Origin of the sequence: Rhodovulum sp. HP10 (assembly GCF_047553435.1) — a bacterium.
In the GTDB taxonomy this organism is placed as follows: Bacteria; Pseudomonadota; Alphaproteobacteria; order Rhodobacterales; family Rhodobacteraceae; genus Rhodovulum.
On record NZ_CP180201.1, the window covers coordinates 2,696,598 to 2,711,030 of the forward strand.

At 67.2% G+C, this 14,433-nt stretch carries 13 protein-coding genes; 12 read left to right on the top strand and 1 reads right to left on the bottom strand.

All coding sequences use genetic code 11. From position 1 onward, the window contains the following. The first annotated feature begins 2 nt into the window (after positions 1-2). The 12 genes from ACK8CO_RS12755 (at position 3) to ACK8CO_RS12810 (ending at position 13,373) form a co-directional block, all read left to right on the top strand. Complete coding sequence (locus ACK8CO_RS12755; RefSeq protein ID WP_414896850.1) at positions 3-2,048, top strand: phage tail tape measure protein; 2,046 nt, start codon at positions 3-5, stop codon at positions 2,046-2,048. Beyond that, positions 2,048-2,644 carry a hypothetical protein gene (locus tag ACK8CO_RS12760; protein ID WP_414896851.1) on the top strand — a complete coding sequence of 199 codons (597 nt, stop codon included), beginning with the start codon at positions 2,048-2,050 and terminating at the stop codon, positions 2,642-2,644. Before ACK8CO_RS12755 ends, ACK8CO_RS12760 begins: the two co-directional genes overlap by 1 nt. Then, positions 2,644-3,168, top strand: coding sequence for a hypothetical protein (locus tag ACK8CO_RS12765; protein WP_414896852.1), 525 nt, complete (start codon positions 2,644-2,646; stop codon positions 3,166-3,168). Before ACK8CO_RS12760 ends, ACK8CO_RS12765 begins: the two co-directional genes overlap by 1 nt. After that, positions 3,168-3,575 carry a DUF6950 family protein gene (locus ACK8CO_RS12770; RefSeq protein ID WP_414896853.1) on the top strand — a complete coding sequence of 136 codons (408 nt, stop codon included), beginning with the start codon at positions 3,168-3,170 and terminating at the stop codon, positions 3,573-3,575. The genes ACK8CO_RS12765 and ACK8CO_RS12770 overlap by 1 nt, the downstream gene beginning before the upstream one ends. Further along, the gene (locus ACK8CO_RS12775; RefSeq protein WP_414896854.1) at positions 3,560-6,739 is read left to right on the top strand and encodes a hypothetical protein; all 3,180 of its coding nucleotides are present in this window, start codon (positions 3,560-3,562) and stop codon (positions 6,737-6,739) included. Before ACK8CO_RS12770 ends, ACK8CO_RS12775 begins: the two co-directional genes overlap by 16 nt. 7 nt (positions 6,740-6,746) lie before the next feature. Then, positions 6,747-7,592, top strand: a complete 846-nt coding sequence (locus tag ACK8CO_RS12780) for a hypothetical protein (RefSeq protein ID WP_414896855.1) — start codon at positions 6,747-6,749, stop codon at positions 7,590-7,592. A gap of 69 nt (positions 7,593-7,661) precedes the next feature. Then, a complete protein-coding gene (locus ACK8CO_RS12785; RefSeq protein ID WP_414896856.1) occupies positions 7,662-7,949 on the top strand; it encodes a hypothetical protein in 288 nt (95 codons plus the stop codon). Between the two features lie 24 nt (positions 7,950-7,973). Beyond that, positions 7,974-8,186: a hypothetical protein gene (locus ACK8CO_RS12790; protein WP_414896857.1), complete on the top strand. Its 213-nt coding sequence runs from the start codon at positions 7,974-7,976 to the stop codon at positions 8,184-8,186. A gap of 4 nt (positions 8,187-8,190) precedes the next feature. Further along, on the top strand, positions 8,191-8,700 hold the full coding sequence (locus tag ACK8CO_RS12795; RefSeq protein WP_414896858.1) for a lysozyme: 510 nt from the start codon (positions 8,191-8,193) through the stop codon (positions 8,698-8,700). Beyond that, on the top strand, positions 8,697-9,026 hold the full coding sequence (locus ACK8CO_RS12800; RefSeq protein ID WP_414896859.1) for a bacteriophage spanin2 family protein: 330 nt from the start codon (positions 8,697-8,699) through the stop codon (positions 9,024-9,026). Before ACK8CO_RS12795 ends, ACK8CO_RS12800 begins: the two co-directional genes overlap by 4 nt. Before the next feature lie 139 nt (positions 9,027-9,165). After that, complete coding sequence (locus ACK8CO_RS12805; protein WP_414896860.1) at positions 9,166-10,695, top strand: site-specific DNA-methyltransferase; 1,530 nt, start codon at positions 9,166-9,168, stop codon at positions 10,693-10,695. Between the two features lie 2 nt (positions 10,696-10,697). Then, positions 10,698-13,373, top strand: coding sequence for a DEAD/DEAH box helicase family protein (locus tag ACK8CO_RS12810; RefSeq protein ID WP_414896861.1), 2,676 nt, complete (start codon positions 10,698-10,700; stop codon positions 13,371-13,373). Between the two features lie 266 nt (positions 13,374-13,639). Here the strand turns inward: ACK8CO_RS12810 and ACK8CO_RS12815 are convergent, their stop codons facing one another. Beyond that, complete coding sequence (locus tag ACK8CO_RS12815; RefSeq protein WP_414896862.1) at positions 13,640-14,431, bottom strand: hypothetical protein; 792 nt, start codon at positions 14,429-14,431, stop codon at positions 13,640-13,642. Positions 14,432-14,433: the final 2 nt, after the last annotated feature.

Sequence of the window (14,433 nt, forward strand, 5' to 3'; positions counted from 1 at the left end):
CCATGGCCCTGAAGGCGGTGATCGGCGCGCTGCGCGTCAATCTCGGGCTCGATTCGGCCGAGTTCCGGTCGGGGCTCAAATCGGCCGATGACCGCTCGAAGCAGTTCTCGCGCAATGTGAAGATCGGGCTCGCGGGCGCGGTCACCGCCGCGACCGGCGCGCTCAGCCTGATGCCCCGGCAGGCCATGGGCGCAATCGATGCCCAGGCCAAGCTCGCGCAATCGCTCGGCACCACCGTCAAATCGGTGCAGGTGCTCTCGCGCGCGGGCGATCTCTCGGGCGTCGCCATGGGCACGGTCGAGCAGGCGACCAAGGATCTGACGCGGCGCCTCAGCCAGGCCGCCGCCGGGACCGGCCCGGCCGTCAAGGCGCTCGGGCAGCTGAACCTCACCGCGGCCGAGCTGCAGAAGCTGCCCCTCGATGAACGGATCGCGACCATCAACGCGGCGATTGCCGACTTCGTGCCCGCGGCGCAACGGGCGGCGGTGGCGGGCCAGCTCTTCGGCGAGGAGGGCTCGATTGCCATGGGGCGCATGGATCCGGCCACGCTGCGCCAGGCTGCGCGCGATGTGGAAGACTTCGGCGTCGTGGTCTCCGAGATCGATGCCGAGAATATCGAGACGGCCAATGACGCGGTCTCGCGGCTGGGGCTGGTGGCGACCGGGCTGGGCAACAAGCTGGCCGCGGCCGCGGCCCCCGGCATCGAGCGGCTGGCGACCGGCTTTGCCGATCTCTGGCGCAAGGGCGCGCCGCTGTCCTCGGCGCTTGATCTGGTCCTGTCGAATCTCGACCGGGTCGCGGCCTATGCCGGCACGGCGGCCACGCTGATCGCCGGTCGGTTCGCGGCCAGCTTCGCGGCGGCGACCGTGGCGGCGGCCGCGCTGAACGCAAAGCTTCTGCTGACCCGGGCAGCCTTGATGCGCACCGGGATCGGCGCGCTGGTGGTGGGCGCGGGCGAGCTGGTGCTCTGGTTCGGGCGGCTGGTCAAGGCGGCGGGCGGCTTCGGCGCGGCGCTCGAGCTGATGAAGGATGTCGCGGCCGAGGTCTGGGACCGGATCGTGATGGGGCCCGAGCTGATGCGGCTCAGGATGGACGAGCTCGGCGCCCGGATGAAGGCGACCTGGGGCGATGTGATGGTGTACTTCCAGGAGAAGTGGTCGGGCTTTCTGGCCAAATTTGCCGATCTGCCCGACTTGGTGCCCGGGGCAAAAGCCATGAAGGCAGCGGCAGATGGCGCGGCCGATGGGCTGACGGCGGCGAAGGAGGCGGCGGCAGCCGCGGGCGAAGAGGCCAAAAGGCTGAAGCTTGAGGCCAATGGCATTGCCGATGCGATGATCCGCACGCCGCTGGCTTCGATGCAGGCGCTGAAGGAGACGCTGGCCGGGGTGTCCGAGGAAGCGGGCAATACCGCCACCAGCCTCGCGCGGATCGGCGATGCGGCCGATGACGGCGCCGGGATCGAAAAGGTGAAGAAGAAGACGAAGGATCTGGCCGATACCGCGAAGGAGACCGGCGACAGCTTCAAGACCTTCTTCAAGGATCTGGCGAAGGGCTCGGGCGACGCGGGCGATGCGGTGGCCAAGCTGGCCGACCGGATGCTCGACGACCTGCTCGACCGGGCGATGAGCCCGCTCTCGAATGCCCTGGGCGGCTTCTTCGACAGTCTGTTCTCGGGGATGTTCGGGGGCGCGGGCGGCGCGAGTGGCGCCACCACCAAAAGCGCGCTCGGCAATATCTTCGAGGGTGGCCGGGTCCGGGCCTTTGCCGCGGGCGGCGTGGTCGACCGGCCGACCTTCTTTCCGATGCGCGGTCCCACGACCGGGCTCATGGGCGAGGCAGGCCCCGAGGCGATCCTGCCGCTGACGCGGCTCGGCAATGGCAAGCTCGGGGTCGCGAGCATCGGCGGCGGCTCGGTCCGGATGGGCGATGTGCATGTCAGCGTGGCCCAGACCAATGCCGATCCGCGCCAGATCGCCGAGGCGGTGCGCCAGGTCTCCCGCGAGGAGGCGCAGCGGGTCTATGCCCGCCAGCGCCGGGAGGGCCGCTGATGGCCTTCCCACCCGATGCCGTCCGCGTGGCCTCGCTCACGCTGAAGCAGATCACCAGCAGCCTGCGGGTGCAGAGCCCATACAGCTTTGCGCAGACTGCCTATGACTTCATGGGCGGCATGTGGGCGGCCGAGCTGGTGCTGGCGGCAGTCGATGCCCGCGAGAGTGCCGCGATCTCGGGCTGGATCGCCAGCCTCAACGGACCCGCGGGCCGCTTCGAGCTCGACATGGCGGCGATGGAGTATGACGGCCCCCATGGGAAGATCTCCGCCGATCCTGCCGTCGCGGTCGCGGCCAATGCCCGGGCGCAGGCGCTGGTGCTGCAGCTCGCCAGGGCGGGCGACCGGGCGCTGCCGGGCGATTACCTGACCCTCGGTCGGCATCTGCATATCGTGACCGCGGCCGAGGCCCCCACCCCCGCCTTCCGGCAGAGTGTCACGCTCTGGCCCCGGCTGCGCCGCCCCGTCGCCCCGGGCGATCCGGTGGCGATGCGCGCGCCCTGGGGCAGCTGGGCGCTGGCCGGTCCCGAGACCGTGCTCTCCGTCAGCCAGGCGCGGGTTCGGACAAGGACACTGCAAATCAGAGAGGCGCTGTGATGGACGCGAGCGGAGACCGGATGCTGGGCCTGCTGGTGCGCTGCCGGTTCGATACCGGCGATCTGGCGATGTTCACCGGATATGGCGAGGTCGACTGGGAGGGCGTGACCTATCTGGGCGCGGGGCAGATGCTCTCGGTCGGCGAGGCGCAGGCGACCTCGGGCGAGGGCATTCCGGGGCTGTCGATCACGCTTTCCGGGCTCGACCCGGAGGTGGTGGCGCTGGCCGAGCTCGAGGAGTTCCAGCGCCGCCGGGTGACGGTGTTCCTGGCACTGTTCGACGAGACCGGCCAGATCGAGACGGCCGATGTGCTCTTCGACGGGGTCGCCGACACGATGGAGAGCGATGACGGCCCCGACACCGCCACCACCACGCTGGCGCTCGAGCCGCGCAGCATGGCGCTGGGGCGCAAGTTCCCGTGCTACTACCTGCCCGAGGACCAGAAGAAGCGCTTCCCGGGCGATCAGGGCTTCGATCTGGTTCAGGCGATCCAGAACCGCGAAGATACCTGGGGGCGGACCTGATGCGGCGCGCGGGCTGGGAACGGCGCCTGTCGGCCGCGGTGCGGGACTGGGAAGACCGGCCCTTTGCCTGGGGCACGGCCGATTGCCTGGGCTTCTGCCGCGCCGTCGCCCGGAGCATGACCTGGGAAGATCCGATCCCGGGGCTGCCGGAATACGGTTCGGAATACGGGGTCGCCAAGGTGCTGGTTTCGCTGGGCTTCGGCTCCATCGAGGCGCTGGTCGACGCGCATCTGGCGCGGCTGCCGGTCGCGGGCGCGCGGCGCGGCGACTGGGTGATGACCGCCTGCGAGGGCGCGATGCCGGGCGCCATGGGCGTGGTGACGGGGCGCTATGCGCAGCATATGGGCCGGAACGGCCTGGTGCGCCGCCCGGTCCTGACGGCGGAGGCGGCATGGCGTATCGACTGATCCGGCGCATGATCGCAGCGCTGGCGCTGGTCCTGTTGGCCAGTCTGGCGCTGATCCTCCCGGCGACCCCTGCGGCGGCCATGCCGCCGGTGGTGGCGGCGCTCGGGGCGGCGGCGGGCGGCTGGATGGCGGGGCTGACCGCCACCGCCATCATGGGCCAGGCCGCGCTCGCGGCCGTGCTGACCGGCATCCAGATGGCGATGGCGAAGAAGCCCAAGGCCAAGACCCGCGACGAGATCACGCTGAACCGGATCCAGCCGGTCACCACGGGCCGGATCCTCTATGGCGAGCGCATGCTCGGGGGTTCCATCGTCGCCCGCGCCACCACCGAGGCCGGGGGCAAGCCGCATCGCCGTTATCACTCGATCATGCCGCTGGCCTGCCACGAGATCGACGGCGCGGTCGAGATCTGGCTGGGCGAGACCCTGGTCTGGACCGAGGCGCAATACCGCCGCGATGAAGCCGCGGGCACGGGCGATCCCTATCACTGGGGCCAGGTCGGAAGCGATTACAAAGGCCGCGTGCGCCTCCGCGTCCATAATGGCGGCGAGGATCAGGCGGCCGAGGCCCGCTATGTCGCGGCCGCCCGCGAATGGACCGAGGCGCATCGGCTCCGCGGCGTGGCCTACGTTTATTTCGAGGCCGATTACGACCGCGACCTCTTCCCCAGCGGCGCGCCCCAGATCCGGGTCCGCGCCCGCGGCAAGCAGGTGCTCGATCCGCGCGAATGGACCAGCTCGGCGCTCGCCTCCGCCACGGCCGCCAGTACAGTTCCGAACTGGGCCGGAACAGATGACGGCGCCATCGGACAGGTCGGCGGCGGTGGGTATCCGAAGGGCGAGACGGCCGCGCCCTGGACCGGCGGGGCCATCGCCGCGCGCTTCTATTTCGGCCGCCGCTATCCCGGCGGGCTTGAGCCCGAGGCCGGGCTCAGCCCGGATCTGACCGCGACCCGGGGCGAGATCCTCGAGGCGAACTGGATGGAGCGCGAGGAAGATCTCTTCGCGGCCTTCGATGTCGCTTTCCCGGACGCCCCCGAGGGCGTGATCTGGGAACAGGGCGGCGCAGTCTATGGGGCGTATCTCGGGGTGACCGGGGACGACCTGGTCTTCCGCGCTTTCTCCGGCGAGGCCTCCGGGCCGAAGCTGGCAAGGGCCACCCTGCCGGTCTCGGCCGTCGCCGGGCGGCGCGGCACGATCTATGTCGAGATCGACAGGACGGCGGGCACGGTCGCGCTCTGGTTCCGGGGAAGGAAGCACAGCACCAACCCCGCGCTCTGCCTGCGCGATTACATGCTGACGCCGCAGCTCCGCGGCGGGCCGGGCTGGCGCCCCGGGGATCTCGACGAGGACACGATCCTCGCCCTGGCCAACCTGGCCGAGGAACAGGTGCCGCTGGCCTCGGGCAGAACCGAGAACCGCTATGCCTTCAACGGCGTGCTGGAGACCGAGGCCACGGCGGCCGAGAACCTGAACGACCTGTCTTCCTCCTGGGGCGGCTGGTGGACCTGCGAGCGCGGCCGCCTGACCGTCGGGGGTGCGGCCTGGGAGGAGCCCGCCTTCACCGTCACCGAGGACATGCTGACGGGCGGCATCCAGGTCACCGCGCGCAAGCCCTTCGAGGAGCAGTTCAACACCGTGAAGGCGCAATATGCCGATCCGGAGAACGAGCATGTCGTGACCGACCTGCCGGTGCTGGACAGCGCCACCTATATCGCCGCCGACAATGGCGAGCCGCTGGTGCTCGACATGGGCGAACTGCCGGGCGAGACCGGCTTTGCCCGCGGCCAGCGGCTGATGAAGCTGGCGCTCCTGAAGGGCCGCCGCCAGAAGCAGGTCACGCTGCCCTGTTCGCTTGCCGCCTGGCCGGTGCGGCTGGGTGACAATATCCGGGTGAGCCTGCCGCGCCGGGGCTGGACGGCGAAGACCTTCGAGGTCACCGGCCGCACCGTCCATATCGGCGAGGACGGGGTCCGCGTCACGCTGAGCTGCATCGAGACCGGCCCCGCGATCTTCGACTGGCGGACCTCGGAGGAGATGCCCAAGCCTGCGGGCGGTGTGCCGACGCTGCCCTCGCCGACCGCAAAACCGGTGGTGAGCGCGCCGACCATGACCGAGGAATTGTACGAGACCCGCGGCGGCGGCGGGGTGAAGACCCGGGTGCGGCTGGCGGCCACGACCGACAATCCCTTCATTGACGCCTGGCAATTCGCCTGGCGCCCGGTCTCGGCCCCCGGGCCCACGCTGCGCGGCCTGACCGACACGCCCGAGGACATGATCGACGATGTCGCGCCCGGCCCCTATGCCTTCGGCGTGCGCGGGCGGAACGCGCGCGGCATCTGGTCGGACTGGGCCTGGGCAGGCGCCACTGCCGTGCAGGGCGAGAACGCCCCGCCGGGCGCCATCACCGGGCTCTCGGTCCAGGCCTCGGGCGGCGCGGTGGCGATGCTGCGCTGGGACCGGCATCCCTCGCTCGACGTGCGCCAGGGCGGCCGGATCGAGTTCCGCCACGCAACCGCGCAGGCGGGCGCCAGCTGGCAGAGCTCGACCGGCATCGGAAAATCGGTCTCGGGCGGCGTCACCGAGGCGACCCTGCCGCTCAAATCCGGCACCTATCTCGCGCGCCCCTATGATGCGATGGGCACGCCCGGCCCGGTCTCGGGGATCGCGGTCCGCGCCGCCTCGATCATCCCGACCACCACCGTCGCCACCCTGGCCGAGGCCCCGGGTTTTGCCGGGACCGCCACCGGCTGCCACGCGGCGGGCGGCGTGCTGGCGATGGCGCCGGGCCAGACCCGCGCGCGCTATGCCTTCGCGGGCCGGATCGATCTGGGCGCGGTCCAGCCGGTGCGGCTGATCTCGGATATCGAGCTCCTGATCTCGGAGGCCCGGGACCTGTTCTGGCAGCCCTCCGGCACGGCGATGTGGACGCCGCCCGATGCGCGGCTCTGGCTCGGATCGACGGATGCCTATGGCGATGTCGATCTGCAGGTCTCGCTGACCGACGACGCCCCCGAAACCGCCCGCTGGGGGCCCTGGCAGAGCTTCGATGCCGCCGATTTCTCGGGCCGGGCCTTCCGCTTCCGCGCGGTCCTGGGCGTCGAGAGCCCCGATTACACCATCGGCATCACGGGCCTGACCGTGACCGCCCTCCAGGCCGCATGAGGATGACATGACCCAAGCCACCTATCTGCTCGACACCGGCCATACCAAGGCCCAGGCCTTCGCCATGCTGCAGGGCGCGCTCTCCGCGATCCAGAGCGGCAATGCGGGCGCGACCCCGCCCGCCGAGACGGCGGCCGGCATGATCTGGGTCGATACCGCCGCCCGCGCCCTGAAAATGCGCAATGTCCCGAACAATGGCTGGATCACGCTGGGCAGCTTCGCCTCCGGCAGCTTCGTTCCGGCCGGGGTGAACCAGCTGACCGAGGCCCAGGCGAAGGACGCGTTTTCCGACATCTACGGCGCTGTGACCGGGGCGATCCTGCGCGCCGCGATCCTGGCCCACGCCCCCGACGCGGTGATCCCGGGCTGGCACCCATATGACATGCTCCGGCCCGGCGACGGCGCCACCGGCCTGATCTGGAGCTATGACAAGGCGGGCAGCATCCAGAACGTGGAGACGCCGGAGTTCGAGGACGGCTACGAATATGCGCTGGTCTTCGAGGCCGTCGCCACCAACAAGACCACTTCCACCCTCCAGATCTCGGTCCAGCCCGAGATCACCGGCACCTGGTCGGCCTTCACGTCCTTCCCTGGGGCGGGCTTCGCCTGGGGTGACATCTGTTCCGGCATGCTGCGGCTGCCAATGCCGCGCCAGCCCCGGCTGGTCCATGGCTGCATCTGGGACGCGCCGCTGAAGGCCGGGATGGAGGATCTTGCCGTCCCGACCGGCGCCCCCGAGGCCTCGGCGCTGAGTGCCGTCCGGGTCCGCTGGGCCGAGGGAAATCGCATCAACGAGGTCTTCCGCACCGGCCGCGTCCGCCTGTTCAAGCGCCGCGAACACCTCACCGGCTGATCTGCCCCCCATGACGAGGCCCGCCATGACCGTCACCAGCACCGCGCGCTCCCATCCGCCGGAGGCCCCATGCAGGAATTGACCACGCAGATCCGCGACTGGTGGGCGGTGATGCTCTCGCTGCTCGGACTGGCCGTCTGGTCGGTCCGGCTCGAGGCGCGCGCCCGCGCCAATACCGCCGCGCTCGACCGCGAGACCGCCCGGCTGGCCAAGGAAATCCGCGCCCTCGAGGCCCGCTGGCAGCGGCAGCGCGCCGAGGATCTCACCGCCCGCCAGCGCGACCGCGAGGAGACCAACGCGCTGCTGCGCGAGCTCCGCGCCGACATCAAGACCGTCCTGCAGCGCGTCCCGCGCTGAGCCTCCAGCCAAAGGAGATTCCCCATGCACCTCGTGCCCCAGTGGCGCGCGCTGATCCGGCGCGCCTGGTCGATCCGTCTCATCCTGATCGCGGGCCTGCTGTCCGGGCTCGAGGCCGGGCTCTCGCTCGCCTCGCCCGATCTGCTGGGCATCCCGCGCGGGTTCTTCGCCGGGCTCTCGGCGCTGGTCACCGCGGCCGCCTTCGCCGCCCGCCTGATCGCCCAGAGGATGGAGTGAGCCGATGCGCAGGATCCTGAAGCGCGGCGCGGCCGCCACCGCCCTCGCGCTGAGCTTTGTCGGCGGCAATGAGGGCCTGAAGACAGAGGCCTATCTCGACATCGTCGGCGTGCCGACCGTCTGTTTCGGCGAGACCCGGGGCGTCGCGCTCGGCGACAGCTACACGCCCGCCGAGTGCCGGGCCATGTTCGCCGACCGCCTGGCCGAGGTCGAGGCCGGGCTCGACCGGCTGATCGCGGATCCCGTCGAGGCGCTGATCCCCGCCCGGAGCTATGTGGGCATTCTGGACTGGGCCTATAATGTCGGGCTCAGCGCGGCCGGGCGCTCGACGCTGATCCGCAAGCTCAATGCGGGCGATCTGCGCGGCGCCTGCAATGAGCTCCCGCGCTGGCGTTTCGCGGGCGGCAAGGGCGTGCGGGGGCTTCTGATCCGCCGCAACAAGGCCCGCCAGCTCTGCCATGAGGGGCTCGACGGCGTTCCGGCCGATGTCCCGTTCCGCTGGGACGGCGCATGAGGGCGCTCCTCGCGGCGCTGCTGCTGGCCGGATGCGGCGGGCTGCCCGTGCCGCTCGGTCCCAACCTCGCCGCGAATGTCCAGGCCGGGGCCGAAAACGTGCAAGGCCAGAAGGTCGAGAACGCGCCTTCCATCGTTCGGCCGCGCGCCCGCGAGATCCGCCAGGAGCAATCCGAGAACCGCCTCCGCGCCGAGCGCGTCGAGACGGTCATCGTCAATGTCATCCCGCCCTGGATCGTCCTCCTCGCCCTGATCGGATGGATCGCCCCCTCGCCCGGCGAGATCGCGCGAAGGGTCAGGGAGGCGGTCACGCGCCGCCGGGCCTGAGAGTTCCCCCCGCTTCCGGGCGGGGGCAAGGCGGTGTTGCAGCCGATCCGGGCGAGGCTCACTTTCCATCCCAGATCCCGTCGTTTACGTTCCGCGAAAAACCGGGGGCAGATCCCGGGCGGGACTGTGAGGGACGAGCATGCCTCTGCTGAACTGGCTGACGCGGGACGAGGATCTGAAGGCGGCGGACCGCGTGCCCTACCGGCTGCTGGACGAGGTGCCGGAGCTGTCCCGTGGCGAGGGCGCGGAAGGGCTGCTGGTGCAGGGCGACAATCTGGAAGCGCTGAAGGCGCTGCTGCCCTTTTATGCGGGCCGGGTGAAATGCATCTATATCGACCCGCCCTACAACACCCGGTCGGCCTTCGAGCATTACGACGACAGCCTGGAACACGCCAAATGGCTGGCGATGATCGTGCCGCGTCTGATGCTGCTGCGTGAGTTCCTGAGCGAAGACGGGTCGATCTGGGTCAGCATCGACGACAATGAGGGGCATTACCTGAAGGTCGTCATGGATGAGGTTTTCGGAAGGCGGAATTTCATCAACAATGTCCTTTGGCAAAAGGTTTTTTCCCCAAAGAATACTGCGCGCCATTTCTCGGAGGACCATGATCACATCCTTGTTTTCGCAAAGAATGCGGACTCTTGGATGCCGAATCCGATGCCGCGATCGGAACGGATGAATAAAGGTTACAAAAACCCGGACAATGATCCTCGCGGGGCTTGGACCTCGGGAGACGTGTCAGCCCGAAATTTCTACGGGGCAGGCACATACTCGATTATTTGCCCGAGTGGGCGAGTGATTGATGGGCCGCCGAACGGCATGTATTGGCGGGTCTCGGAAGAAAAATTCAAGGAAATGGATGCCGACAACCGGATATGGTGGGGAAAGGACGGGAACAACACGCCCCGCATAAAGCGCTTCCTTTCTGAAGTTAAGCAAGGGGTTGTTCCTCAGACGATGTGGTTCAACACGGATGTGGGAAACACGCAGGAGGCCAAGAAAGAAGTTGTTGCGATCTTCGGCGCGGCCAACTTCATGACGCCCAAACCTGAACGTCTCCTGCAACGGATCATCAATGTTGCCACCAATCCCGGCGACCTCGTTCTCGACAGTTTCCTCGGTTCCGGCACCACTGCCGCAGTTGCGCACAAGATGGGCCGCCGCTGGATCGGTATCGAGATGGGCGAACATGCCCGCACCCATTGCGCGCTGCGGCTGGAAAAGGTGATCGAGGGCGAACAGGGCGGAATCTCGAAGGATGTGGACTGGCAGGGCGGGGGCGGCTTCCGGTTCTGTCGGTTGGGCAAGGCGGTCTATGACGCGCAGGGACGGATCGACGACAGCATCCGCTTTGCCGATCTCGCGCGCCATGTCTGGTTCTCCGAAACCCGCCAGCCTTTGACCGACCCGCCGGAAAGCCCGGTGCTGGGGGTGCATCAGGGCCGGGCCGTGGCTTTGTTGTTCAACGGCATCCTCAAGGATCGGACGCCCCGGGGCGGCAATGTGCTGACCCGGCCCGTGCTGCGGCTGATCCGCGAGGCGCTGCCCGAGGAATTTGACGGCGATCTGGTGGTTTATGGCACGGCCTGCCGCCTGTCGGCCGAGACGCTGAAGCATGAGGGCATCCTGTTCCGCCAGACGCCCTACGATCTTGCGGTGAGGGTGTGACGATGCAGCTCAAATCCTATCAGCAGGCCGCCCTGGATGCGCTGGACGGTTTCCTGACGCGGGCGCTTGCCTCGGGTCCGGCCGAAGCCTTTGCCCATGCGGTGGCCGATCAGGAGGGGGCGGCGGCGCTGGAGGGGCGGCGGCTCGAGCCTCGTGTCTACCAGCCGCTGGAGCAGTTGCCCGAGGTGCCGTATGTCTGCCTGCGGTTGCCGACCGGGGGCGGCAAGACCCTTCTGGCGGCCGAGACGATCCGCCTCGCGGCGCGCAGCTATCTGCGCCGGACCTATCCGCTGGTGCTGTGGATGGTGCCGTCGGATGCGATCAAGTCGCAGACGCTGGAGGCGCTGAAGGATCGCACCCATGCCTATCGGCGGCGGTTGGACGATAATTTCGGCGGCCATGTGCGGGTGTTCGACATCGCCGAGTTCGAGATGCTGCGGCCGCAGGATCTTCAGCGGTCGGCCTGTGTGGTGGTGTCGACGATCCAGGCCTTCCGGGTGACGAACACGGTGGGGCGCCGGGTCTATGCCCATCACGAAGAGCTGGAGCCGCATTTCTCGGGCGTCCCGACAGTCGGCATGGAAGTGGTTTCGGCCGAGGAGGCGGCCGGGAACGGAATGCTGCGCGAAGGCGCGGTCAAGTTCAGCTTTGCCAATCTGCTGTATCACCAGCGGCCCCTGATGATCATTGACGAGGCCCATAATGCCGTTTCCGGGCTGTCGCGGGAGGTTCAGGCTCGCTTGCGGCCAGCGGCCATCGTCGAGTTCACCGCAACGCCCCGGCAACGGAACAACATCCTGTTTTCGGTCACGGCATCGGCGCTGAAAGACGAGGAGATGATCAAGCTGCCGATCCGGGTGCGCCCGCATGACGACTGGCACGAGGCGGTGTCGGCCACCGTTGCGACACGGAACATGCTGGAGGCCAAGGGGGACAAGGATCGGGATTTCATCCGGCCAGTGGCGCTTTATCAGGCGCAGGCGAAGAACGGGCACCCCACGGTGGCCGAGCTGAAAAGCTATCTGATCGAGGAAAAGCTGATCCCCGAGGCCCGTATCAAGGTCGCCACCGGCGAGCAGCGCGAGCTGGACGGTGTGAACCTGCGCGACCGCCGTGAGCCGACGCGGCATGTGATTACGGTCGATGCCCTGAAGGAAGGCTGGGACTGTCCCTCGGCCTATGTGCTCTGCGCGACCCAGAGCCTGTCGAGCCAGACGGCGGTCGAGCAGCTGCTGGGCCGTGTCCTGCGGATGCCCTATGCCACGCGCCGCAAGGATGCCGCCTTGAATTGCGCCTATGCCCATGTCTCCGAGCCGTCCTTTGCGGCCGCGGCCGAGGGGCTGCGCGACAAGCTGATCGATATGGGGTTCACCGACGAGGAGGTCCGCGAAAGCCTGCAGCCGCGCGGTGTCGAGCAGGACGCGCAAGGCAATCTGTTCGATCCTGACCCGGTGCGGCCGAGACCCGTTCTGCAGGTGACGGTGCAGGACAGTCCTGAGGCGCGCGCGCATCTGAACGGCCTGCAGGAGGATGGGGTCGACTATGTACCGAAACCCGACGGCACGCTTTTGGTGGGCCTGACGGGCGCGGTTCCGGAAACGGCCGTTGCCGGGGTCCGAGCTGTCGTCCGGGACGAAGATCATGGGCATTTCGATGCCCAGTTGGCGAAGCACCGCGCGAAGGTGGAGGCACAGAAGACCCGTGCCGAGCTGGGCGCCGTGATCGAGGTGCCGCGCCTTCTTCTTGAGATGGACGGGGAGGTGTTCGCGGCGGACACCGATGCCATTTACGAGAGGGCGGACTGGTCGCTGCTGGACCATCCGGCGGTGTTGTCCGAGACGGAGCTGTCGTTTCGACGCGATGAGGATGTTATCGAGATCGATCTGGAAGGCGAAAAGCTGGTTTACAGCCGATCCACGCATGAGATGCCGCAACTGTCGGGGCTGGTGCTGCCGGATGATGCCGACCTTGAGCTGTCCCTGATACAGTGGCTTGTCAGGGAATGTCGGCACCGCTGGATCACAGAGGCAGAGATGCAGCCCTGGGTCGCAGGGCTGATCGGCAGCCTCCTGGAGCGGGAAGGCGTCACGGCTCGCACCTTGATCGACTGGCAGCACCAGATTGCCGCCCGCATTCGCTGGAAGATCGAGGAGATCCACAAGATCGAGCGCGGGCGGGCCCATCAGATGGCGCTTTTCGACATGTCGGCGAAACCGACATGGGATGCGGCAAACATCATTCGTTTCGACGACACCGTCTATCGGACCGTTCCGACCCAACCGATTGGAGCGATGCGGTTCAAGCGACATCTTCTTGGCGCAGACCGCGCGCCTTTGCTGGACGGAGATCTGAACGGCCAGGAATTCCAGTGCGCCTGGTCTCTGGACAGTCTGGACGAGGTCGATGTCTGGGTGAGGAATGTCGCGCGGCACCCGGACTCGTTCTGGCTTCCGAGGGTTGGGGCCCGTTTCTATCCCGATTTCATTGCGCGCTTGACGGACGGTCGGATCTTCGTGGTCGAGTTCAAGGGCGAGCACCTCGTCGGCGCTCCGGAAGCGCGTGAGAAAGACCGGATCGGACGGCTTTGGGCCAGAACGACGGGAAACGTTTTTCTCATGGTTCGACAGGTGGCGCATGGGGTCGACGCAGGGGGGCAGATGCGCGCGGCCGTCTCGTAGCCAGTTGGCAGGTTGAATGGACAGCTCAGGTTTTTGATACCACTAGGCTTTGTTGCGGAAACGATGGCTCTTGCGTCGCCGAGTGGTTTTCGAGGCAGGACATTGCTCTGCTTGGCGAGCAAGAAACCCTTCGTGTAAGCCCCTGCAGCGGCTGACTTCTTCGATTGCGCAACAACAGCCAAGGTGGGTCAAATTTCGATGGAAAACCCGGGTCGCTTCCGGGTGGAAATCAAGACATACTTGCTTTCTAATTTCGTTCGGGCGACCTATAGAACCGCTAGAGCCCCACGGTCCAAAAGATATGCCTCTGCTTTGTTGCAGGTTTCGATATCAGGGGCTTTCATGTTCATCATCCGCTCTTGCAGGAGCATGAACGTACCACCTTTGAGGGGTTCCATTCTGGCCAAGGCAGAGCTTGCATCACGGGGCAGGTCTTGCGGTGTCCAGCCCATCCATCCAAATGAACGCCGGTCTGGGAAAAGGTTCTTTTGTAGGCCAATATACATGGTCGGTTGAGCGACGATCCAGTCGAACTCCCAGATATCCATCGTTGCTAACATGATGTCGCGCATGGTCGTCCAGTGCTGATACCAGAAGTCTGTTTTGTCGTGCATCGGCATCTGGAGGACGAGACTACCGAAGCTCCGGCCATGGCGGTAGACTGTGCGTTTGATCTCGCCCTCATAGGTGCCATCGGTTCGCACAGACAAAAATATGGGGGTCTGCGGGTCGTCCGCGACCTTTCGTTGATGGGCTTCGATCATGGATTTAAGGAAACTTTCGGGTTCATCAAAGAGGAATGTCGTGTTTGGTGACGCTGAAAGGCGGTCCAGTTCCGCAAGATCTTCTTCGCTTTGCTCCTCCTGAAGGAGCATCTGGTCGGCTAAGGCTTGCCCCCGCGCAATAATATCCTCCTCCATGACGCCAAACCTTGCGAACAGTGGATGCAAGGGGCGGACATAGTTTGCCAGTCGCATGATGCGGCTGAATTCTTCCCGTATTGCTTCGGCGTCGTTTGTAGCTGTGACACCGCGCGTGAAACCTGCCAATCTGTACATAG

Coding starts and splice junctions, on each gene's coding strand:
- ACK8CO_RS12755 (WP_414896850.1), top strand. CDS start 3: ATGGCCCTGAAGGCGGTGATCGGCGCGCTGCGCGTCAATCTCGGGCTC.
- ACK8CO_RS12760 (WP_414896851.1), top strand. CDS start 2,048: ATGGCCTTCCCACCCGATGCCGTCCGCGTGGCCTCGCTCACGCTGAAG.
- ACK8CO_RS12765 (WP_414896852.1), top strand. CDS start 2,644: ATGGACGCGAGCGGAGACCGGATGCTGGGCCTGCTGGTGCGCTGCCGG.
- ACK8CO_RS12770 (WP_414896853.1), top strand. CDS start 3,168: ATGCGGCGCGCGGGCTGGGAACGGCGCCTGTCGGCCGCGGTGCGGGAC.
- ACK8CO_RS12775 (WP_414896854.1), top strand. CDS start 3,560: ATGGCGTATCGACTGATCCGGCGCATGATCGCAGCGCTGGCGCTGGTC.
- ACK8CO_RS12780 (WP_414896855.1), top strand. CDS start 6,747: ATGACCCAAGCCACCTATCTGCTCGACACCGGCCATACCAAGGCCCAG.
- ACK8CO_RS12785 (WP_414896856.1), top strand. CDS start 7,662: ATGCAGGAATTGACCACGCAGATCCGCGACTGGTGGGCGGTGATGCTC.
- ACK8CO_RS12790 (WP_414896857.1), top strand. CDS start 7,974: ATGCACCTCGTGCCCCAGTGGCGCGCGCTGATCCGGCGCGCCTGGTCG.
- ACK8CO_RS12795 (WP_414896858.1), top strand. CDS start 8,191: ATGCGCAGGATCCTGAAGCGCGGCGCGGCCGCCACCGCCCTCGCGCTG.
- ACK8CO_RS12800 (WP_414896859.1), top strand. CDS start 8,697: ATGAGGGCGCTCCTCGCGGCGCTGCTGCTGGCCGGATGCGGCGGGCTG.
- ACK8CO_RS12805 (WP_414896860.1), top strand. CDS start 9,166: ATGCCTCTGCTGAACTGGCTGACGCGGGACGAGGATCTGAAGGCGGCG.
- ACK8CO_RS12810 (WP_414896861.1), top strand. CDS start 10,698: ATGCAGCTCAAATCCTATCAGCAGGCCGCCCTGGATGCGCTGGACGGT.
- ACK8CO_RS12815 (WP_414896862.1), bottom strand. CDS start 14,431: ATGTACAGATTGGCAGGTTTCACGCGCGGTGTCACAGCTACAAACGAC.